Annotated in this window: 18 protein-coding genes and 4 tRNA genes; 4 read left to right on the forward strand and 18 right to left on the reverse strand. The window is 65.3% G+C overall.

Annotated elements, in window-relative coordinates; genetic code table 11:
• From ACIBJI_RS06710 to ACIBJI_RS06725, 4 genes are all read right to left on the reverse strand, one after another.
• The coding region (locus tag ACIBJI_RS06710) for a YebC/PmpR family DNA-binding transcriptional regulator (RefSeq protein WP_396955018.1) at nucleotides 1-735 on the reverse strand (735 nt) is incomplete at its 3' end.
• 113 nt (nucleotides 736-848) lie between these two features.
• Entirely contained in the window at nucleotides 849-1,499 is a 651-nt protein-coding gene (gene pdxT, locus ACIBJI_RS06715) for a pyridoxal 5'-phosphate synthase glutaminase subunit PdxT (protein WP_364340009.1), read from the reverse strand.
• A gap of 203 nt (nucleotides 1,500-1,702) precedes the next feature.
• Nucleotides 1,703-1,939 (reverse strand): hypothetical protein, encoded by a 237-nt coding sequence (locus tag ACIBJI_RS06720; RefSeq protein WP_364340007.1) that lies wholly within the window; start codon nucleotides 1,937-1,939, stop codon nucleotides 1,703-1,705.
• 139 nt (nucleotides 1,940-2,078) lie between these two features.
• Complete coding sequence (locus ACIBJI_RS06725) at nucleotides 2,079-2,900, reverse strand: acyl-CoA thioesterase II (RefSeq protein WP_364340005.1); 822 nt, start codon at nucleotides 2,898-2,900, stop codon at nucleotides 2,079-2,081.
• Between the two features lie 110 nt (nucleotides 2,901-3,010).
• On the opposite strand from ACIBJI_RS06725, the gene ACIBJI_RS06730 reads away from it, so the two are divergent.
• Complete coding sequence (locus ACIBJI_RS06730; protein WP_364340003.1) at nucleotides 3,011-3,637, forward strand: hypothetical protein; 627 nt, start codon at nucleotides 3,011-3,013, stop codon at nucleotides 3,635-3,637.
• A gap of 288 nt (nucleotides 3,638-3,925) precedes the next feature.
• Here the strand turns inward: ACIBJI_RS06730 and ACIBJI_RS06735 are convergent, their stop codons facing one another.
• The 14 genes from ACIBJI_RS06735 to ACIBJI_RS06800 all read right to left on the reverse strand — a co-directional run bounded on the left by ACIBJI_RS06735 (nucleotide 3,926) and on the right by ACIBJI_RS06800 (nucleotide 19,502).
• On the reverse strand, nucleotides 3,926-4,420 hold the full coding sequence (locus tag ACIBJI_RS06735; RefSeq protein WP_364340001.1) for a hypothetical protein: 495 nt from the start codon (nucleotides 4,418-4,420) through the stop codon (nucleotides 3,926-3,928).
• A gap of 232 nt (nucleotides 4,421-4,652) precedes the next feature.
• Nucleotides 4,653-5,555, reverse strand: a complete 903-nt coding sequence (gene pdxS / locus ACIBJI_RS06740; protein ID WP_040692437.1) for a pyridoxal 5'-phosphate synthase lyase subunit PdxS — start codon at nucleotides 5,553-5,555, stop codon at nucleotides 4,653-4,655.
• A gap of 218 nt (nucleotides 5,556-5,773) precedes the next feature.
• The gene (locus ACIBJI_RS06745; protein WP_364339999.1) at nucleotides 5,774-5,947 is read right to left on the reverse strand and encodes a hypothetical protein; all 174 of its coding nucleotides are present in this window, start codon (nucleotides 5,945-5,947) and stop codon (nucleotides 5,774-5,776) included.
• Nucleotides 5,948-6,138: 191 nt separating this feature from the next.
• A complete protein-coding gene (locus ACIBJI_RS06750) occupies nucleotides 6,139-7,182 on the reverse strand; it encodes an NUDIX domain-containing protein (protein WP_364340700.1) in 1,044 nt (347 codons plus the stop codon).
• Nucleotides 7,183-7,210: 28 nt separating this feature from the next.
• Nucleotides 7,211-8,335, reverse strand: coding sequence for a glycosyltransferase family 4 protein (locus ACIBJI_RS06755; RefSeq protein ID WP_364339997.1), 1,125 nt, complete (start codon nucleotides 8,333-8,335; stop codon nucleotides 7,211-7,213).
• The gene (locus ACIBJI_RS06760; protein ID WP_396955016.1) at nucleotides 8,332-9,330 is read right to left on the reverse strand and encodes a phosphatidylinositol mannoside acyltransferase; all 999 of its coding nucleotides are present in this window, start codon (nucleotides 9,328-9,330) and stop codon (nucleotides 8,332-8,334) included. Before ACIBJI_RS06760 ends, ACIBJI_RS06755 begins: the two co-directional genes overlap by 4 nt.
• 76 nt (nucleotides 9,331-9,406) lie before the next feature.
• Nucleotides 9,407-10,090, reverse strand: coding sequence for a phosphatidylinositol phosphate synthase (gene pgsA, locus ACIBJI_RS06765; RefSeq protein WP_364339993.1), 684 nt, complete (start codon nucleotides 10,088-10,090; stop codon nucleotides 9,407-9,409).
• Nucleotide 10,091: 1 nt separating this feature from the next.
• Complete coding sequence (locus tag ACIBJI_RS06770) at nucleotides 10,092-10,691, reverse strand: HIT domain-containing protein (RefSeq protein WP_364339991.1); 600 nt, start codon at nucleotides 10,689-10,691, stop codon at nucleotides 10,092-10,094.
• 71 nt (nucleotides 10,692-10,762) lie between these two features.
• The gene (thrS, locus tag ACIBJI_RS06775; protein ID WP_364339989.1) at nucleotides 10,763-12,814 is read right to left on the reverse strand and encodes a threonine--tRNA ligase; all 2,052 of its coding nucleotides are present in this window, start codon (nucleotides 12,812-12,814) and stop codon (nucleotides 10,763-10,765) included.
• Nucleotides 12,815-13,110: 296 nt separating this feature from the next.
• Complete coding sequence (locus ACIBJI_RS06780; RefSeq protein ID WP_364339987.1) at nucleotides 13,111-13,782, reverse strand: (2Fe-2S)-binding protein; 672 nt, start codon at nucleotides 13,780-13,782, stop codon at nucleotides 13,111-13,113.
• Nucleotides 13,779-14,204 (reverse strand): TIGR02611 family protein, encoded by a 426-nt coding sequence (locus tag ACIBJI_RS06785; RefSeq protein WP_364339984.1) that lies wholly within the window; start codon nucleotides 14,202-14,204, stop codon nucleotides 13,779-13,781. Before ACIBJI_RS06785 ends, ACIBJI_RS06780 begins: the two co-directional genes overlap by 4 nt.
• 70 nt (nucleotides 14,205-14,274) lie before the next feature.
• Entirely contained in the window at nucleotides 14,275-16,530 is a 2,256-nt protein-coding gene (locus tag ACIBJI_RS06790; protein ID WP_364339982.1) for a bifunctional SulP family inorganic anion transporter/carbonic anhydrase, read from the reverse strand.
• A gap of 280 nt (nucleotides 16,531-16,810) precedes the next feature.
• On the reverse strand, nucleotides 16,811-19,075 hold the full coding sequence (locus ACIBJI_RS06795; protein WP_364339981.1) for a bifunctional SulP family inorganic anion transporter/carbonic anhydrase: 2,265 nt from the start codon (nucleotides 19,073-19,075) through the stop codon (nucleotides 16,811-16,813).
• A 355-nt stretch (nucleotides 19,076-19,430) separates the two neighbouring features.
• Nucleotides 19,431-19,502: transfer RNA gene (locus tag ACIBJI_RS06800), tRNA-Val, on the reverse strand.
• A gap of 448 nt (nucleotides 19,503-19,950) precedes the next feature.
• Between ACIBJI_RS06800 and ACIBJI_RS06805 the strand changes: the two genes are divergently transcribed.
• From ACIBJI_RS06805 to ACIBJI_RS06815, 3 genes are all read left to right on the forward strand, one after another.
• Nucleotides 19,951-20,023, forward strand: a tRNA-Gly gene (locus ACIBJI_RS06805).
• A gap of 44 nt (nucleotides 20,024-20,067) precedes the next feature.
• Nucleotides 20,068-20,138 (forward strand) — tRNA-Cys (locus ACIBJI_RS06810).
• Nucleotide 20,139: 1 nt separating this feature from the next.
• Nucleotides 20,140-20,214: transfer RNA gene (locus ACIBJI_RS06815), tRNA-Val, on the forward strand.
• Nucleotides 20,215-20,225: the final 11 nt, after the last annotated feature.

Genomic DNA, 20,225 nt, shown 5'->3' on the forward strand with positions numbered 1-20,225 from the left:
GCCGACCTCGTCGGAGATGTCTACGTTGGTGTAGACGTTCTGTACGTCGTCGCTGTCCTCGAGCGCGTCGACCAACTTGAATACCTTGCGCGCGCCATCGACGTCGACGGCGACCGATACCGACGGCTGGAAGCCGGATTCGGCGGAGTCGTAATCGATTCCGGCATCCTGCAGCGCCTTGCGCACCGGGAACAAATCCGATGGCTCACTGATGACCTCGAAGGACTCACCGAGGTCGTTGACCTCCTCGGCGCCAGCGTCGAGCACGGCCACCAGCACGTCGTCCTCGGACAGCCCGTTCTTCTCCAGGGTCACGATGCCCTTGCGGTGGAACAGATAGGAAACCGAACCCGGATCGGCCATATTGCCGCCATTGCGAGTCATCGCCACGCGCACCTCGCCAGCGGCGCGGTTGCGGTTGTCGGTGAGGCATTCGATCAGCACCGCGACACCATTGGGGCCGTAGCCCTCGTACATGATGGTCTGCCAGTCGGCGCCGCCGGCCTCTTCACCGCCGCCGCGCTTGCGAGCACGCTCGATGTTGTCGTTCGGAACCGACGACTTCTTCGCCTTCTGGATGGCGTCGTACAGCGTCGGATTTCCCGCGGGGTCACTGCCACCAGTGCGGGCCGCCACCTCGATGTTCTTGATCAACTTGGCGAAGAGCTTGCCGCGCTTCGCGTCGATCCCCGCCTTCTTGTGCTTGGTGGTGGCCCATTTGGAGTGGCCGCTCATTCCCTACTTCCTCCAGTCGACAGCACGTTTGATCGTGCGCACGGTACCCGCACCGGCCGGGTAGACAACTCTCTCAGCCTACTCGTCCGGTTACGGCGAGTTCCTATGGGCGACTACTGGACGTCGCGAACCAGATCGACGAACATCTGGTGCACCCGCAAATCGCCGGTGACCTCCGGATGGAACGACGTCGCGACTACCTTTCCCTGTCGCACTGCGACAATGCGCCCGGCGGCCGGGCCACTGGGAACAGTCGCAAGCACCTCGACACCCGCGCCCACCCGCTCCACCCACGGCGCCCGGATGAACACCGCGCGCACCGGGCCGTCGGTCAGCCCGGCGAAGTCCAGATCGGTCTCGAACGAATCGACCTGACGTCCGAATGCATTGCGCCGCACCGTCATATCGATACCGGACAGATGCTTGGCATCCGGGCGGGTGTCGAGCACTTCGGAGGCGAGCAGGATCATCCCGGCGCAGGATCCGAAGGCGGGCATACCTTCCCGCAGTCGCGCGCGCACCGGTTCGAGGAGTTCGAAGACCTCCAGCAGCTTGCTGATCGCGGTCGATTCGCCACCGGGCAGCACCAGCGCATCCACCGCGGCCAGCTCGGAGATGCGACGCACCAGCACCGGTTGCGCACCGCATTCCGCGAGTGCGGCGACATGTTCGCGCACGTCACCCTGCAAGGCCAGCACGCCGATGGTGGGCCGGTCGGGACTGCGCTGCGCGCCCGTTGCGGGCGAGGCGACCGATGCGTTCACGCCATGAGCTTACGAGGCGCGCTACTGTGGCCCTGCTCACGGTGGTAATCGGCGTCGCATTCACCATCGCGCAGACCGGCATTGAGTCCGGGCGCTGCCCAGTCAGCGACGAACTCGAACGCGAACTACGTCGGATGACCGAAACCGTGGCGTGCCACCCGTGCATCCATGTGGCCAGCGCCCGACGAGACGCATCCGGCCGGTCAGCTGGTGAATTTGCAGCTCTGGTAGCCGGAGCTCACGTAGGTGCTGGCACCCGGATCGAGGTAGATCGAATCCCCTTGACCGTCCGTCCTGGCGTACAGCCAGACCGTCGCATTCGTCTGGTTGTCCGCCGCTCCCCGGCCGATGGCTATGTTGTAGGTCCGGTACTCGTCCGGATTATCGATCCGGTCCGAATAGCCAGATCCGTTCTGGTAGGAAAAGCTCCCGACAGCCACATTCCTGCCTCCATTCTTGACGCATTGAAACCGTCGTTCCTGGTCGGCGACTTCTTTGCGCGGCAGTCTACGAGCCGCCCGAGCAAAATACAGACCGTTCGGCATTTCCCGACACTGGGAAAACTGAGCGTTTCGGCGCTCACTCCCCGCGTAAGGTGCGAATCAAGCCCTCTTGCACAACCGCGGCAACCAACTCGCCCGCGCGGTTGAAAATCTTGCCGCCGGTCAGTGCACGACCGAAGCCCGCGGACGGCGAGGACTGGTCGTAGAGCAGCCACTCGTCGGCACGGAACGGGCGCAGGAACCACATGGCGTGATCGAGCGAGGCGTTCTGGGTCGGCTCATCGGGGTGAGTGACCTTGGAGGAGCCGAGCAGGGTCATATCGCTCATGTAGGCGAGGGTGCACACGTGCACGACCGGGTCGTCGGGCAGCGGATGCCGGTAGCGGAACCACACCTGCTGCGGGGAGACGACGCCGTCACGGCGGGTCACCACATCCTGGGGCACGGTGCGGATATCCCAGTGCTCCCATTCGCGCATCGCCCACAGTCGCTCGGGACTCATCGTGGTGCTGGCATCGGGAAGCTCATCCGGCCCCTGCACCTGCGGCATCTCGTCCTGGTGTTCCGGACCCGAGTCACCGACATGGAACGACGCCGACATGGTGAATATCGCGGCGCCGTCCTGTACGCCGGTGACCCGGCGGGTGCAGAAGGACCGGCCGTCGCGGATGCGCTCCACGAGGTACACGGTCCGCTCTTCCGGATTGCCCGGCCGCAAGAAGTATCCGTGCAGCGAATGCACCTGGAACCGCGGCTCCACCGTCCGCACCGCCGACACCAGCGCCTGGCCGGCAACCTGTCCGCCGAATGTGCGCACGAGCTGGGTCTTGGTGGACGCGCCACGGAAGATGTCCCGCTCGAGCCGCTCGATCTCCAGCGCCTCTTCGATTGTCGCCATGAGGCCGAGATTATCCCGAGCGCTGATGCGGCCTGTCGGTGACCTCTCGGCAATGTCCGTGTCCGCCGCCCAGAACGGGGTTCGACAGCATCGTTTGATGGAATGGATCGGTGCCGCATTTCGATCCGATCACCCTGGACGGCCTCGTCGAACTCGTCGTCGACCGTATCCGCGAGCTGGGCGGGCGGGTGCTGATCGCCATCGACGGTGCCGACGCCGCCGAACCCGTCACGATCGCGGACCGAATCGCCACCGCACTGCGTGACACCGGACGCACCGCCGAGGTCGTCGCGCTGCACGATTACATCCGCCCCGCCTCGCTCCGCATGGAATTCGGCCGCACCGACGAAATGTCTTATCGCACTGCCTGGTTCGATTACGCCGCACTCGACCGCGAAGTCATCCGAGCGCTACGCCACGACACCCGTTGGCTCCCGGCACTATGGGACGAGGCACGCGACCGCTCGGCCCGCTCCCCCATCCGCACTGCCGCCCCTGACACCGTCCTGTTCGTCGCGGGCCCCATGCTGTTGGGCCGCGGCCTCGACTTCGATCTGACCGTCCACCTCGACATGTCCCAACCGGCCCTACACCGCCGCACCCCACCCGATGACCGGTGGACCATCCCCGCCCTCCTCCGCCACGACCGCGACAACCCCAGCATCCCAAGCTTTTTCATCCGCTGGGACCACCCGGATCGTCCGGCACTCCGAATAGACGACACCACTCGTCGGTAGTCGTACGATCCCAGAACACTGGCCGCCCCTCCTTGCAATTTTGTTCGGTGACAGACATTTCCGCTATCCATATTTAGATGCGCATATCTACGTATCAATATGTCTGTGCACCAGGAGTCGATTCCCTTCTGGGGATCCGTTCCCCTGCGGGAGCCCGTAAGGGGCGCGAAACCCTAGGAAGAGTGGGAATATTCGCGATGGAAGACGCAGTGAGGCGGTGAGCAGGATGCTCACCGCCTCGAATCACCTACTCCCCCGGCCGAACCCACCCGCGGCCGGGATCAGGGACTAACCGCAGGCCGTCGACTGCTGACCGAGATTGGTCAACATGGTGCAGGCCCAACTCTTTTCGACCTTCCACTTACCATCCTCGGCTACGAAGGGCACATCGACGATGTTCTCCTGGCCGTTGATGGTGAACTTCGACTTGGCATTGAGTGCGTCGCCGAAGGCGCTCACCTCGATGACCTCGGCTTTGGCGCCCGCCTGCTGGTAGGCCTGCGCCAAGCGGTTCGGCAGTTCCGGATCCGCGGTCGCGCCTTGCACCAGATCCAGCTTTTCCGAACTCGGTACCGACGGGTCCAGCGCACGGAGCAACTGAGCGTTGAGATCGGCGACGCTCGGGGTCGGCGGGACGTTCGCATTCGACCTCGTGACGCTGGTCGAGGATTTGGTCGGCGTGGTCGCGGTCTTCGAGTCATCGCTGCCACACGCCGACAGGCTGAGCGCGGCCACGGCGGCCAGACCCGCGATCGCGATACGTCCGGTCTTACGAAGCTTCAACTGATCATCCTTTGCCGTTCGGACAGTCCGTGACCCTGGCGGTGCCGCGCGAACTGCCCGCACGGCCGTCGACGTACACCGAATTCCGAAGCTAGCCACCAGCTCTGTGGCGGGCATAAGACAACTGTGAGGGCCGCAACAGCTTCTCCTCCATCGCACAGAACGCGCAACGCCCGCGGCAGTGGATCAAGCAATCCCGGTGCCGCGGGCGTCGATTCGATTCAGCGGTCGATCACCAACCGCGCTCGGCCAGCCGGTGATCGACCGGCAGCTCCTCGACATTGATGCCGACCATGGCTTCGCCCAGACCGCGCGAAACCTTCGCCAGCACATCCGGGTCGTCGTAGAAGGTGGTCGCCTTGACAATGGCGGCGGCGCGTTCGGCCGGATTGCCGGACTTGAAGATGCCCGAGCCGACGAAGACACCCTCGGCGCCGAGCTGCATCATCATCGCGGCGTCGGCGGGGGTGGCGATGCCGCCCGCGGTGAACAGCACCACCGGCAGCTTGCCGGTCTGGGCGACCTCCCGCACCAGCTCGTACGGCGCCTGCAGCTCCTTGGCGGCGACGAACAGCTCGTCCTCCGGCAGCGACGACAGCTTGCGGATCTCGGCGCGAATCTTGCGCATGTGGGTGGTGGCATTGGAGACGTCGCCAGTGCCGGCCTCACCCTTCGAGCGAATCATGGCCGCACCCTCGGTGATCCGGCGCAGCGCCTCGCCCAGGTTGGTGGCACCGCACACGAACGGCACGGTGAAGTTCCACTTATCGATGTGGTTGGCGTAGTCGGCGGGGGTCAGCACCTCGGATTCGTCGATGTAGTCGACGCCGAGGCTCTGCAGGATCTGCGCCTCCACGAAGTGGCCGATACGCGCCTTGGCCATGACCGGAATGGAGACGGCGGAGATGATGCCGTCGATCATGTCCGGATCGCTCATCCGGGAGACGCCGCCCTGTGCGCGGATATCGGCCGGAACACGCTCCAGGGCCATCACCGCGACCGCGCCGGCGTCCTCGGCGATTTTGGCCTGCTCGGGGGTGACGACATCCATGATCACCCCGCCCTTGAGCATCTCGGCCATCCCGCGCTTCACGCGGGCGGTGCCGATGGTGTTGGTGGTCTCGGGCGTGGTCACGGCAAACTCCTGAGTCATGTGCGCCAATCGGGTCGCTTGGAACTAACGCCACCGATTCTAGGCGGGCCGATCAGGCCACTTGATAGCCAGTTGGACAGCACTGGCCTTGCCCCGACCAGCGAGTCTACGTCCGGCCCGCAGCCACTGGACCCGTCACGAGACGGATCCGTCGGGCCGACGCAAGTATTGCGCCGCCCCGGACGAACACCCGACAAGAACTACAGCGGGCCGACTACCAGCAACTGGGCCCAATACCCCGCGGCATCAGAACCCAACAACGGCAATAAGAAATCGAACAACAGGTAGGACATGTACTGCATACCTTCCACACGCCAACGGACCATCTCACTGCAGTGGAAGTACCACCAGAACTTCCGGTAGCGCTCCCCCACCAGCACTACCCATGCGGCAGCAATCCAGTCGCGACGCTATCACGATCGTGAAACACATCACAGCCGAAAGATCCAGGCGCGCACGCTGATCGCGCACCGGCGGCGGTAACCGACCCGAGCCCGGTGCTCGCGCCGATGCGGCGGGAAGCCGCGCAGTCGAGGCAGGAATGGGCGCTCGGGGCAATCCCCGATCACCGGATAGACCGCACCTGAGGATCGGAATCGGCCAGCGCAGCTGCGGCAGCTTCGGGAAGCAGCTGGTCCAAGTGGTACGGATAGACGGTCTCGCCGGTGTGATCCAAGGCGACGATATCCGCCCCGGTGCACCACTTGTTGTCGGTAATGCTGCGCCGCTCGACCGCGGTCAGATTGCCCGGTTCGGGGTCGAAGGCGGGGACGCGCAGGGCGAAGAACAGCTCCTCGGCGCGGATAAGTTCACCGTCGAACGGAAATACCGCGACCCGCCGCCAGATGGGACCGCGCAGACTGGTCGGATCCGCGGTATATCCAGTCTCCTCCCAGAGCTCGCGCACCGCGGCACTGCGCAGGGTTTCCCCCGGTTCCACACCGCCGCCGATCGTGAACCAGAAGAAGACGTCGGGGGTTTTCGGGTCGTTGCCGCGCATGAGCAGCACGCGGTCCTGTTCGTCGAGCAGCACTACACGCGCCGAGGTGCGCACCGTATCGACAGCCAAGCCGGTCGAGGCCGCCGGGGTGGCGCGTTCGCTGATCTCGAAGTACGTCGGGAGCGGCGCGGTGCCGCCCAGGTGCAAGATGCGTACCGGGCGGCGGGTGCGCAGGGCGAGGGTGTCGCGGACCGCGTCGTTGTGGAAGCGGCGCGCGATGAGCACCCGGGCCTCGGCATCGGCGAGTTCGGCGACCTGCTGTGGGCGCAACTGGGCGATATCGACCGTGGAAAGTGCTGCGGAAAGCTGATTTTCGATGGTTTCGCGGTCGGCGCGGCCCGCACGCTCGGCCCGATCGGCAAGTGCGGTCAGCCGTTTGGCCTGCTCGACCAGCGCGGAATCGGCGCTCGGGCCCGCTATGGCCACGGCGACCGACCTGGCCACCACCGCCCGCCGCGCCAGTGCACCGTCGAGGGCCTGCCAGGACTGATCCGACCGCACGTGCAGCCGGTCGAGCCGGTTCGCCGTCGAGGCAGCCCACAGACCGATCGCCACGACCACCGCCGCGATGAGCGCGAGTACGAGAACCGTTGTGGCGGAGAACGTAATCATGGAGCGGCCCTCACCGTGCAATCGATCATCCGGCGGCCCGCACGCGCGTATCCCCCACCGTGACGGTTTCGTAGACCCGCAGGATCTGTTCGGCGACCACGGGCCAGTCGTATTCGCTGACCACTTGGTTGGCGGTATGGATCAGGGCTTCGCGGCGCACATCATCGGTGAGCAGGGTATCCAGCGCCGCGGCGAGCAGAGTCGAATCCCCCACCGGGACAAGCATTCCCGCGGTGCCATCGCGCAATACTCGACGGAAGGCATCCAATTCGCTTGCCACCACGGCAGTTCCGGCCGCCATCGCCTCGATCAGAATGATGCCGAAGCTCTCCCCACCGAGATTCGGCGCGACGTACACATCCGCGCTGCGCATTGCCGAGGCCTTGTCCTCGTCCGATACCTGGCCGAGGAAGCGCAGGTGGCGGGCGAGCGGCCCGGCCTCGCGGCGCAGTCGGTCCTCGTCACCGCGCCCGACGATGAGGATCTCGACATCCGAGTGTCTGCGCACCAATTCGGGCAGCGCGCCGAGCAGGACTTCCATCCCCTTGCGTGGTTCGTCATAGCGACCGAGGAACAGCACCGTCCCGCCCGCGCGCGGATATCCGGGCAGCATCGGGGCCCGCGCGAACGCGGGCACATCGACACCGTTGGGGATCTCCACCGCATCCGAACCGAGCGCCTCCACCTGCCAGCGCCGCGCCAACTCGGAGACCGCGATCCGGCCGCTGATCTTCTCGTGATAGGGACGCAGCACACCCTGAAAAGTGCTCAGCACCAACGATTTCGTGGTCGAGGTGTGGAAGGTCGCGACGATCGGCCCCTCGGCGATCTTCAGCGCGAGCATGGACAGGCTCGGCGCATTCGGTTCGTGGATGTGCAGTACATCGAAGTCGTTGCCGTCGATCCAACGCCGAATCCTAGTGTAGGCCATGGGGCCGAAGGACAACCGGGCCACCGAACCGTTGTACGGAATCGCCACCGCACGACCGGCTGACACCACGAAATCCGGCAGCGGCGTGTCCTCCGATGCGGGCGCGAGCACGCTCACCTTGTGGCCGCGTTCGATGAATACCCGCGCCAATTCCACGACATGGGCCTGCACACCACCGGGGACATCGAACGAATAGGGGCAGACCATGCCGATTTTCATGGTGTCTTCTCCCCTTTGGCGCTTTCCATCCCGGCTTGTGCCGCGGCGATCCTGGCCCGCCGCTGCGCCGAAAGGTCCTGCTCCCATTGTGGCTGCAACATATGCCAATCGGCCGGGTGCTCGGCGATATTGGCCGCGAACCGGTCGGCCAGCGCCTGGGTGGCCGCCGCAACGCCGCCCGAAACATCCAGCGGCGTTTCGGTCTTCATTCCCCATCCTTCGCGACCATCGGCATCGACGGTGAACCAGAGGTGCACCGGAATCAGCGCCGCGCCGGTCTCGATGGCCAGCTTCGCCGCGCCCGCGGGCAGCCAAGTGCGCTCGCCGTACATGGTCACCGGGACGCCCTTACCGGTCAGGTCCCGCTCACCCATCAGGCATACGACATTGTTCGCGCGCAGGCGGGCGGCCAGCGCGGTGAACGGCGGCTGCTCACCACCGGTCAGCGGGAATACCTCGAACCCGAGGCTCTCCCGGTAGGCAACAAACCGCTCGAACAGCGATTCCGGCTTCAGCCGTTCAGCGACGGTCGCGAGGGTACCGCTGTGGTTGACCAACCAGACCCCGGCCGCATCCCAGTTCCCGGAGTGCGGCAGCGCCAGCACTACACCACGTCCCCGCGCCAGTGCGGCATCCAGATTCTCCACGCCCGCCACCGGCGAACCGGTCAATGAGGAGTGGTCCATCGTCGGCAGTCGGAAGGCTTCGCGCCAGTAGCGGGCGTAGGACCGCATGCTCGCGCGGATGAGTTCGTCGGGCACCTCGGCCGGGCTCACACTGAGCACGCGAGCGAGATTGCGCCGCAACTGATTGGGCCCGCCACCGGCACGGAATGCGCGATTCGCCTTGTCCGCGACCCGATTACCGCCCCAATCGAAGGCCCGCCGCGCCGTCGACTCGGGCAGCGCGCGCACCACCCGCCAACCCGCCGCATACGCCCAATCCGTCAGTCCGGACTTGATCCGTGAGCCGACGCCTTCGGACTCGGAACTCACGACCGCGCCTCGCTGGCTTTCGGCTCCGTCGTGCGCGAGAGCGCACTGTGTTGATGGTGCATTCGCTGGCGCTCGCTCACGAGGGCAACTCCGTCGCGTCCGCCGGATTCTGTGGCGGCGCGGGCGGAATCACGTCCCGCGCGCCCGGCGAATTCCGGACCGCCAGCACCCGCTGGAATACCGTGATAATGCTCAACACCGCCAGAATCCACATCGCCACGTGTACGGCCCAGGTCAGCCATTCGATCCCCCAATACCCACCGATACCGGTGAGCCCGGCGCCGACCAAAACGATGATCAGCCGATCCGGCCGCTCGATGAGTCCACCGTCCGCGGATAGGCCACTCGCCTCGGCGCGCGCCTTCGCGTACGAAATCACCTGGGAGGTAACCAGAACCACCAGGGTCGCCAGGAACAGCGGCTTACTGTTCTCGTGATACACCGCCCACCAGGCCAACCCGGCGAAAATAGCGCCGTCGGCGACCCGGTCGCAGGTGGCATCCAGTACCGCACCGTATTTCGTGCCGCCGCCACGGGCTCTGGCCATGGCGCCGTCGAGCATGTCGAACATGACGAACAGCCAGATCACCATGGTTCCCCAGAACAGATGTCCGGTCGGGAACAAGGTGACCGCGGCCGTGATCGAGGCGACGGTGCCGATCACCGTGATCGCGTCGGGAGTGAGTCCGGTACTGACAAGCGCTCTGCCCAGCGGCGCAGTCGCTTTGGAGAACGTCTCGCGGCCGAAGAAGCTGAGCACCCTACTCGACTTCCTTCCACGCCGCCGAAAGCAGCGCCCGAGTTTCCCGCAACAACTGCGGCATGACCTTCACACCGCCGACGATGGTGATGAAGTTGGCGTCCCCGCCCCAGCGCGGCACGATGTGCTGATGCAGGTGATCGGCGAGTGAGCCACCGGCCACCCCACCGAGATTCAGACCGACATTGAAACCGTGCGGCCGCGAGACCCGCTTCATCACCCGAATCGCTTGCTGGGTGAAAGACATCAGTTCGGCGCTCTCCTCGAGCGTCAGATCCTCGAGGTTGGCCACCTTACGGTAGGGCACGACCATCATGTGCCCCGGGTTGTACGGATAGAGATTCAGTACCGCGTAGACGTGTTCGCCACGAGCGATGACCAATCCGTCCTCATCCGTCATCTTCGGAATATCCGTGAACGGATGGCCCGTGGTGTCTTTCGGATTGGACGTGGCCGCCTCTGCGATATAGGACATCCGGTACGGAGTCCACAACCGCTGCAACCGATCCGGCTCCCCTGCCCCGCTATCCACGATGCTCCCGTGCTCGTCCGAGTCCGCGTTCAAATCCGCGAGCCCGTCCGGCGCCGTGCGCTCAGTCATGCTCTGTCCGTTCTGGTTTGAGCGGGGCCCCTCCGTGGTTACGCAAGCTTCTTCCTCCGGGCCCTGACCACTCATACCGTGCCCTTCACCACAAAACCCTCGGCGGTCGGCGAGGCGTTCTCCCGGTTCGCGATCCATTCCACGATCGTGGCCACCGCGGCGGCGACCGGCACGCCGTTGACCTGGGTGCCGTCGCGGAAGCGGAAGCTGACCGCACCCGCGTTCACATCGCGCTCACCGGCGAGCAACATGAAGGGGATCTTCTGCGCGGTGTTGTTGAAGATCTTCTTCTGCATCCGGTCGTCGCTGCGATCGACCTGCGCGCGAATGCCCGCGTCCCGCAGCTGTTCGATCACCGAATCCAGATGCGGCGCAAAGGTTTCCGCAACCGGGATGCCCACCACCTGGACCGGCGAGAGCCAGGCCGGGAAGGCGCCCGCGTAATGCTCGGTGAGCACGCCGAAGAAGCGCTCGATGGAACCGAACAGGGCGCGGTGGATCATTACCGGCCGCTGCTTGGTGCCGTCGGAGGCGGTGTATTCCAGGTTGAAGCGCTCGGGCAGGTTGAAGTCGAGCTGGATGGTCGACATCTGCCAGGTGCGACCGAGCGCATCCTTGGCCTGCACGGAGATCTTCGGACCGTAGAAGGCGGCGCCACCCGGATCCGGGACCAGCTCGAGTCCGGAAGCCTCGGCCACCTCGGCGAGGGTTTCGGTGGCCTCGTCCCAGATCTCGTCGGAGCCGACGAACTTCTTCGGATCCTTGGTGGACAGCTCGAGGTAGAAGTCGTCGAGGCCGTAGTCGGCGAGCAGGCCGAGCACGAATTGCAGCGTGCTGGTCAGCTCGGCGTGCATCTGCTCCTTGGTGCAGTAGATGTGCGCGTCGTCCTGGGTCATACCGCGCACCCGGGTCAGGCCGTGCACGACACCGGACTTCTCATAGCGGTAGACCGAGCCGAATTCGAACATCCGCAGCGGCAGTTCCCGATAAGACCGGCCGCGCGAGCGGAAGATCAGGTTGTGCATCGGGCAGTTCATCGGCTTGACGTAGTAGTCCTGGCCGGGCTTGCGGACGGTGCCATCCTCGTTGAGTTCGGCGTCCAGGTGCATGGCCGGGAACATGCCGTCCTTGTACCAGTCCAGGTGACCGGAGACCTCGAACAGATGTCCCTTGGTGATGTGCGGCGTATTGACGAATTCATAGCCCGCGGCGACGTGGCGACGGCGCGAGTACTCCTCGAGCTCCTTGCGGATGATGCCGCCCTTGGGATGGAAGACCGGCAGGCCGGAGCCGAGTTCGTCCGGGAAGCTGAACAGGTCCAGCTCCAGACCGAGTTTGCGGTGGTCGCGGCGCTCTGCCTCCTCGAGCAGGTGCAGATGCTCGTCGAGAGCCTCCTGCGATTCCCACGCGGTGCCGTAGATGCGCTGCAGATCCTCGCGGTTCTGGTCACCGCGCCAGTAGGCGGCGGAGCTGCGGGTCAGCTTGAAGGCGGGAATGAATTTGGTGGTCGGTATGTGCGGGCCGCGACACAGATCGCCCCAGACCTTTTCGCCGGTGCGGGGGTCCAGGTTGTCGTAGATGGTCAGCTCTTTACCGCCGACCTCCATGACCTCCGGATCGTCGATACCGGACTTATCACCGATCAGCTCGAGTTTGAACGGCTCCTTGGCCAGTTCGACGCGCGCGTCGTCGACCTCCACCACCCGGCGCGAAAACCGCTGCGCGCCTTTGACTATCTTCTTCATCCGGGATTCCAGCTTGGCCAGATCCTCGGGGGTGAACGGCCGGTCGACCTGGAAGTCGTAGTAGAAGCCGTCCTTGATGGGCGGACCGATGCCGAGCTTGGCCTCCGGGAACTCCTGCTGTACGGCCTGGGCCAGCACATGCGCGGCCGAATGCCGGATCACGCTGCGCCCGTCCTCGGTATTGGCGGCGACCGGCTCGACCTCGACATCGGTGTCCGGGGACCAGGACAGATCCTTGAGCCCCTCCGCATCGCGCACCACGACGATGGTGTCCGGCCCCTTCGTCGGCAGCCCCGCCTCGCGCACCGCGGCACCCGCCGTCGTCCCGGCCGGCACCCGAACGAGGGCGACAGGGCTGATAGGTGCTGAGGTGGTCACGGCGAGAGACTCCTTGGCGTTCGCTGGCGGGCGTGTTCCCGCGCTGGTGCGGGCGGTCGCCCACAGGTCATCGTCGGAGGCGAAATTGCTCCGGCGCGACCATGCTATCGGCACCATGGCGGCCCCGCGTCGATGGACTCGGATCGCCACGTCGTGGGCCGGCCGGCGCCGTTGCGCGAGACCCGAACGTGACATCGAGCATTCGGTTCCGTCACATGACCGCCGCCGGTTCGATGCGGTAAGCCCGGCGGCTCGACGCGCCCGAACGTGTTCGGATCCGACGCCTGGGCGAGCGATCAGCTTTCAGCGGCGAGCCGAGCCAGGAGCAGCTTGCGTTCGGCGGCGGGCCGCTTCGGGCAACTGGTGCACATTTCGCAGCTCGGCACCTCGAAGACCAGGCAGCACGAGATCCGGCGGACAAAGGCCCGCCCGTCGACATCCACGAACCGCGGTACCGGCAGTTTCCCTCCGACTTCGCTCGCAAGCCGCACCCCAGCTTCGGGCTGCCCCGCATCCAGGGCCCGATTCCCGATGGCATCGGCGGCAATCGCCCAGAGTGACGGCACTCCCGCACCAGAGACCGCCGCTACGGGGCCGATCACGGCCGCCAAGGTCTCCTGCAACGCCTTCGCGCAGGCATGGCCCAGGGCGGCGTCGGTCTCTTGCGGTGTGCCGCTCTCATCCGGCGCGGCTACGAGACCTTGACCTGCGACGGAGTGAATGCGGATGCGTTCTATGCCGCCGTCCGGGCGGACCTCGCAGTCGAGGCGGTCCAAGAACGGCTCCGGCGCGGGTCTGTCGTTCGCGTAGGCGCAGGCGAGCTGTTCGACCAGTGCCGATGCGACCATGCACCACCAGAGCGTGCCGGAGACGCGGGGTTCGGTGGTGCCCCAGGAGCGGCCCATTTCCGCGATGCGCGCCGACAGCCAGTCCGGTTCGGTCAGGGTTCGGCCGGGGACCGTGTTCACCACTGCAGGGGACCGCGCAACCACTGCCATTCGACTCCGATCCAGCCGCCGACCAACCCGAATGTTCCCAATACCCATAGTGTCGCGAGGACCAACGCGAAGGCCGCCACCGCCGCGAACACGCGCATGGCCGGCCCTCGTGCGGAGTACCACGCCATACCCTGCCGATACTTGTCACGCAGCCAGCCGAGCACCCGGCGCGCCCAGGCGAATTCGGTGGCGAGAATGCCAAGTCCGGCGAATACGATCGCCCAGCCGGGCCCGGGATAGGGAATCGCCAGGATTCCGATTGCGAGCACCGCGATACCGACCATCGCGACCCCGATCCGGTAGGCGAGGTTCAGCGTAGGTCGCGCGGCCAGCCGGGTACGGAAGGCGCGCCATCCGGTGCGCGCGGGTTCTGATTCCAACTCGACACTCATCTCCACCAGCCTACGAGCGACATGCGTGGATCCGCCCGAGCGAGGTCGGGCGGATCCAGCTGTCATCGACTCAGACGAGTTCCGGCGTGACCCGCGCGCCGTTGTCGTCGATATGGGCGACGCCGTTCACGGTCACCTCGATAACACGCGCGCTGGCGATATCGAAGAACAGGCCCGATACCGTCACATCACGCTCGCCCATCGCCGCGCGCACCGCGGGATGCCGGTGCAGCGTCTCCAACTGCACGGCCACATTCACCATGCTCAGCTGGTCGACCTCGCCGAATCCAGCGGCCGCGGCCGCCTGTGCCACCGGGTGCCCGAACTGGAACTGCTCCAGGCTCGGATGGGCATGGGCGAGCCAGGGTTCGATACCCGGTCCAGTGTCGGCGCCGGAATGCAGCGCCTTCATCGCTCCGCACGACGAATGCCCGCACACGACGATGGACCGCACATTCAATTCGTTCAGCGCGAAGACCAGTGCGGCCTCCACCGACGCGTCTCCGCTGTCCGGCACCAGATTGCCCACATTGCGCACCGTGAACATGTCACCGGGTCCGCTGTTGGTGATGACGTTCGGAACCACTCGGGAGTCCGCGCAGGTCAGGAAGAAGGTATCGGGATCCTGACGGTCACGCAGTTCGTCCAGATGCGGCCGCACCACATGGGCGTGGCTGCGATGGTAGGCGGCGACACCCGAGGTCACCCGGTCGGCATTCGCGTCGTCACCGCGCCACGGGCCGAGGATCTCGTCGAGCACCGCACGCCCGAATCCGCGGGCGGGCGGACCCGCGGTCGCGTGCGCCATCCGCGCACTGCCGATTTCCACGAAATCGACTGCGCCGCCGGTGCTTTCCTGCTGCCGCACCCAGTCTTCGATGGCTTCGAAGGCGGCATGGTCGAGGAAGTCGACCGTCATCTCGACGGTGACGTCCACGCCTGCGGGCACTTTCGCGAATTCCGCGGACAGCTTCGGCAGCGCGAGGAAGGTGCAGGAGCCGTCGATGGTCAGCAGCCAGCGCTGCGAACCGGGAATCTGCGTGGCCGCCACGGCAACTCGCACGACGCGCCACAGCAGCAGACCGAAAGCCAGTGCCAGACCGATGATTACGCCTTCCAGCAGATTAAGGAAGACCACGCTGACGATGGTGACGGCATAGATGAGCAGATCGCCGGTGCGCCTGGCCATCTTGATGTGGGCCAGCTTCACCAGCTGAATACCGATGACGATCAGCAGACCAGCGAGCGCGGACTTCGGAATCTGCTGCACCACCCCGGCCAGGACGACCGAGAACAGCAGAATCCAGCAGCCGTGCAGTATCGCCGAAGCGCGGCTGCGGGCACCCGCCTGCACATTGGTGGCACTGCGCACGATCACGCCGGTAACCGGCAGACCGCCTAGTAGACCCGAGAGCACATTGGCCGAGCCCTGACCGATCAGCTCACGGTCGAAATTGGTGCGCTTACCGGTATGCATCTTGTCCACGGCCACCGCCGATAGCAGACTCTCGACGCTGGCGATGAGCGCGACGGTCAGAATCATCAGCGCCACCGCGGACCAGTTGCCGCTGGGGAGCTGCGGCAGTCCGATGGCGTCGGACAGCGAGCCGTTCAACACGATTCGCTCGGCCTCGAAGGGCAGCACCAGCGACAACACCGTGCCGACCAAGACCGCCACCAGCGGTCCCGGCACCACCCGCACCTTGGCGGGCACCCGGCGCCAGCCGAGCATGATCGCGATGACCACCGCGCCGATGATTGCGTCATCGCCGTGCAGCGACAACAGTTGCGACGGCAACTGGGTGATGTTGTTCCAGGCGGAACTATGCGAGGACCCACCGAGCAGCACGTGAACCTGTTGCAGCGCAATGGTTATGCCGATGCCCGCGAGCATCGCGTGCACCACCACCGGCGCGACGGCCAACGCGGCCCGCGCAATCCGGCTGAGCCCGAATAGGATTTGCAGCACACCGGCCGCGACGACAATGAACGTGGTTGTCCGCCAGCCGAATTGGTTGATGGATTCGGCGACGACCACGGTCAGACCCGCGGCGGGTCCGCTGACCTGCAGCATCGAACCGCCGAGCGTGCCCGCGACGATGCCGCCGATGACGGCGGCGATGAGCCCGGCGGCGACGGGCGCGCCGGAGGCGACGGCGATGCCGAGGGACAGCGGCAACGCGACCAGGAAGACCACGATAGAGGACGGCAGATCGTGGCGCAGGATCGACGTCAGACGATCCGACAGAGGTTCGGAACTGCGATGGCCCTTGCCCTGTTCAGTGGGCGGTAACGGTGGTGCGGCTACAGCGCTATCAATAGCCATTGACTTCTCCTTCGCCGACTCGGCGCGAACGCCGAGGTCGGTTGACGATCAAAATGTCCAGCAGGGCACAGACCGCGAACCGGCATATCGCGGTGAAGCAGTTCCCGACACGGCGATGGGTCGAGAGGTAAATCGCATCAAGGCTATTGGTAAAGACTTAGCAAAGCCTGAGAACTTGGCGAAAAATGCTCGAATCCATACCTCCGAATCGGTGTGAAACGCGACACATCCGTGCCGAGTTGTCCTGTCGGGCCGCATCATTCGGCCCGACAGCACGCGACTAGACGGGCTCGGCAGCCACGCCCCGCACATCGACCAACCCATCGAACGCCTCGACCGTCAGCTCGTCGTCGAACTCGGCGATGCCGTCCATGGTCACCTCGATGACCCGGGCGGTCGCGAGATCGAAGAACAGTCCGGAGACCGCCACGCCCCGCTCCTCCATCGCCCGCCGGACCACGGGATGGGCATGCAGCCGTTCCAGTTGCACCGCCACATTCACCATGCCGAGCTGGTCGACCGGGCCGAATCCGGCGAATGCCGCGGCATCGGCGACCGGATGTCCGAGCCGGAACCGGTCCAGGCTCGGCCGCGCGTAGGCGAGCCAGTCGCCGAGCCCCGGTCCCGTGTGCACCGCTTGATGCAGTGCGTCCATCGCGCCGCAACCGGAGTGCCCGCAGACCACCACCGCCCGCACATCCAGCTTCTCCAGCGCATAGACCAGCGCGGCCTCCACCGAGACATCACTGCCGCCGGCCGGGACCAGATTGCCCACATTGCGAACGGTGAACAGATCCCCCGGCCCGCTATTGGTGATGACATTCGGCACGATGCGGGCATCAGCACAGGTCAGGAAGAAGGTGTCAGCGTCGGGCCGGTTGCGCAATCCATGCAAATGGGGACGCATCAGATGGGCGTGGCCGCGGTGATAGGCGGCGATACCGGCCGCGATCGGATCGGCCCGATTACCCGTCCGCCGCCACGGTCCGATGACCTCATCGATAACCTGACGCGAGCGCCCACGCTCGGGCGGACCCGCAACCGCGGTCGCCATACGCGCGCTACCGATTTCGACGAAATCGACTGCGCCACCCGCGACTGCACGCAGACCGGCCCAGTCGGTGATCAGCTCATAGGAGGCGTGGTCGAGGAAGTCGACCGTCATCTCGATGGTCACGTCGACGTCCGCGGGGACCTTCGCCAGTTCCGCGGTCAGCTTGGGCAGCGCGAGGAAGGTGCAGGTGCCATCGATGGTGACCAGCCAGCGGTGGGCGTCGACCACCGGTTCGGCGTGGATGGTCACCCGCACCACGCGCCACAGCAGCAGGCCGAAGGCAAGTACGAGACCGATCACCATGCCCTGCAACAGATTCAGGAACACCACACCCAGCACCGTGACCACGTAGACGAACAGGTCGCCGTTGCGCCGGGCCAACCGGATATGGGCCAGCTTGACCAGTTGCACGCCGATGAGGATGAGCAGCCCCGCGAGCGCCGCCTTGGGAATCTGCTGCACCAGCCCGGCCAGCGCGACCGCGAACAGCAGGATCCACACGCCGTGCAGTACCGTCGCGGCCCTGGTACGCGCGCCGGCATGGGCATTGGTAATGCTGCGAACGATCACTGCCGCAATCGGCAGACCACCGAGCAGACCCGACACCACATTGGCCGAGCCCTGCCCGATCAGTTCGCGATCGAAATTGGTTCGATGGTCGGGCCGCGTCTTGTCCACCGCGACCGCCGAGAGCAGGCTCTCAACGCTGGCGATCAGCGCGATCGTCACCATCGCCATCGCGACGGCGAACCAACTGCCGGACGGGATCGCGGGCAAACCGATGGAATCGAGCAGCGACCCGTTCAGCACGACGCGCTCGACATGAGTCGGCCCCACCAGCGACAGGAGCGTGGCGACCAGCACGGCGACGAGCGGCCCCGGTACGACCCGGATGGAGCGCGGGAGGAACTTCCAGCCGGTCAGGATGACGATAACCACCAGGCCGACGAACAGATCGCCGCGATGGACCGACATCAACTGATGCGGTAGCTGAGTGAGGCTGGCGAACGAGGAACTCAGCGAATTGCCGCCGAGCAGAATATGGACCTGTTGCAGCGCGATGATGACGCCGATACCGGCCAGCATCGCATGGACCACCACTGGTGCGATGGCGAGTGCGCCGCGCGCAACGCGACTGAGTCCGAACAGGATCTGCAATAGGCCCGCACCAATGGTGATGAAACAGGTAGCGGCCCAGCCGAATTGGTGCACGCTCTCGGCGACGACGACGGCAAGACTCGCCGTCGGCCCGCTGACCTGCACAGCCGAGCCGCCAAGTAGCCCGGCGACGACACCGCCGACTACGGCGGCAATGAGGCCCGCGGCGACCGGCGCGCCGGAGGCGACCGCGATACCGAGCGAAAGTGGTAGTGCGACAAGGAAAACCACGACTGAAGCGGGTAGGTCATGGCGGCCGACGGCGGCAAGACTTGCTGGAAGACTTGCGCGAAGCGGCGACGTCCGTGGTGCGGGATCGGTGTCGGTGGACATTATTCTCCTTCGCCGAAACGGCGTGAAGCCGATCGGTTCATCGGTCGAACATGTACTGGCATCGAAAGCGAGCGGCGGGCGAAGCTTTCTGGAGAACGCTGGGTGCTACGTGTGCTCCGCATGGAGCAACTTCGTGGAGCAGTGACCCCATGGCACGAAGGTCAGGCGCAATAGTAAAGACTTCGCAAAGCACATGGAAAGGTTTATGGTGCGGATGTGGTCTACTGCTATCAAAATGTGACCCAAGTCACAGCAGGCAAGAGGATTCCGATTCACGGAGCGGAGACGTGGCGGGCACTGCGCCGATAAGAAATAAGGCCGGGCACCCTTGGCGCACCGACCCTGATCGAATGGGTGGTCCCAGCTGGTTTCGAACCAGCGACCTTCCGCGTGTGAGGCGGACGCTCTCCCGCTGAGCTATGGGACCGAACTCGGCGCTCGAGCGGCGGCAGAGCAGCCGTTCGAACGAGATGGAACCTTAGCACGCACTACCGGCGTCCCACCAAATCGCCACCCCGACAGCGATGATCGGCCGTCGAGCTTTGCGACTGGCATTGGTGCGGACTCGTGAATTGCGAAGTAGTGCAGCAGCTCCCGGAGGGGTCACATCGGGTGGGTAGCCATGGATCACCCCATCGACCGCGATGCCGCTTGCCTACGTTCCCGCCCCATGGCGGTCCGGATGTGGCGCAAACGAAGGTGCGCCCCCCCTATCCGACACCTTCGCCCCGCGATGCGCCTTATCGCACCTCGCGAACAACACCGATGTAATTCAACTTCAGGCCTCTCTACCAGCGGATTTGTAGGTTGCGCCGAACGTCGGCTAATGTTCTGTCTCGCACCACGGCGGGCCGCAAGCCCCCGGAGATGCAAATGCGGATGTAGCGCAGCTGGTAGCGCATCACCTTGCCAAGGTGAGGGTCGCGGGTTCGAATCCCGTCATCCGCTCGAGGAGTAGGGCCAGGCAATAGTAAAGCCTTCCCCCTTCGCACGGTGGAGTGGCCGAGTGGTGAGGCAACGGCCTGCAAAGCCGTGCACACGGGTTCGATTCCCGTCTCCACCTCGCGCGATTAGCTCAGCGGGAGAGCGCTTCCCTGACACGGAAGAGGTCACTGGTTCAATCCCAGTATCGCGCACCACCGTTTTACCA

The organism is Nocardia sp. NPDC050408 (assembly GCF_044458905.1).
Classification (GTDB): Bacteria; Actinomycetota; Actinomycetes; order Mycobacteriales; family Mycobacteriaceae; genus Nocardia.

Bases quoted from the DNA above. Each gene is read 5' to 3' on its own strand.
- ACIBJI_RS06725 (WP_364340005.1), bottom strand. From the start codon at position 2,900: ATGGCGACAATCGAAGAGGCGCTGGAGATCGAGCGGCTCGAGCGGGAC.
- ACIBJI_RS06795 (WP_364339981.1), bottom strand. From the start codon at position 19,075: ATGTCCACCGACACCGATCCCGCACCACGGACGTCGCCGCTTCGCGCA.
- ACIBJI_RS06790 (WP_364339982.1), bottom strand. From the start codon at position 16,530: ATGGCTATTGATAGCGCTGTAGCCGCACCACCGTTACCGCCCACTGAA.
- ACIBJI_RS06755 (WP_364339997.1), bottom strand. From the start codon at position 8,335: ATGAAAATCGGCATGGTCTGCCCCTATTCGTTCGATGTCCCCGGTGGT.
- ACIBJI_RS06785 (WP_364339984.1), bottom strand. From the start codon at position 14,204: ATGAGTGTCGAGTTGGAATCAGAACCCGCGCGCACCGGATGGCGCGCC.
- ACIBJI_RS06770 (WP_364339991.1), bottom strand. From the start codon at position 10,691: ATGACTGAGCGCACGGCGCCGGACGGGCTCGCGGATTTGAACGCGGAC.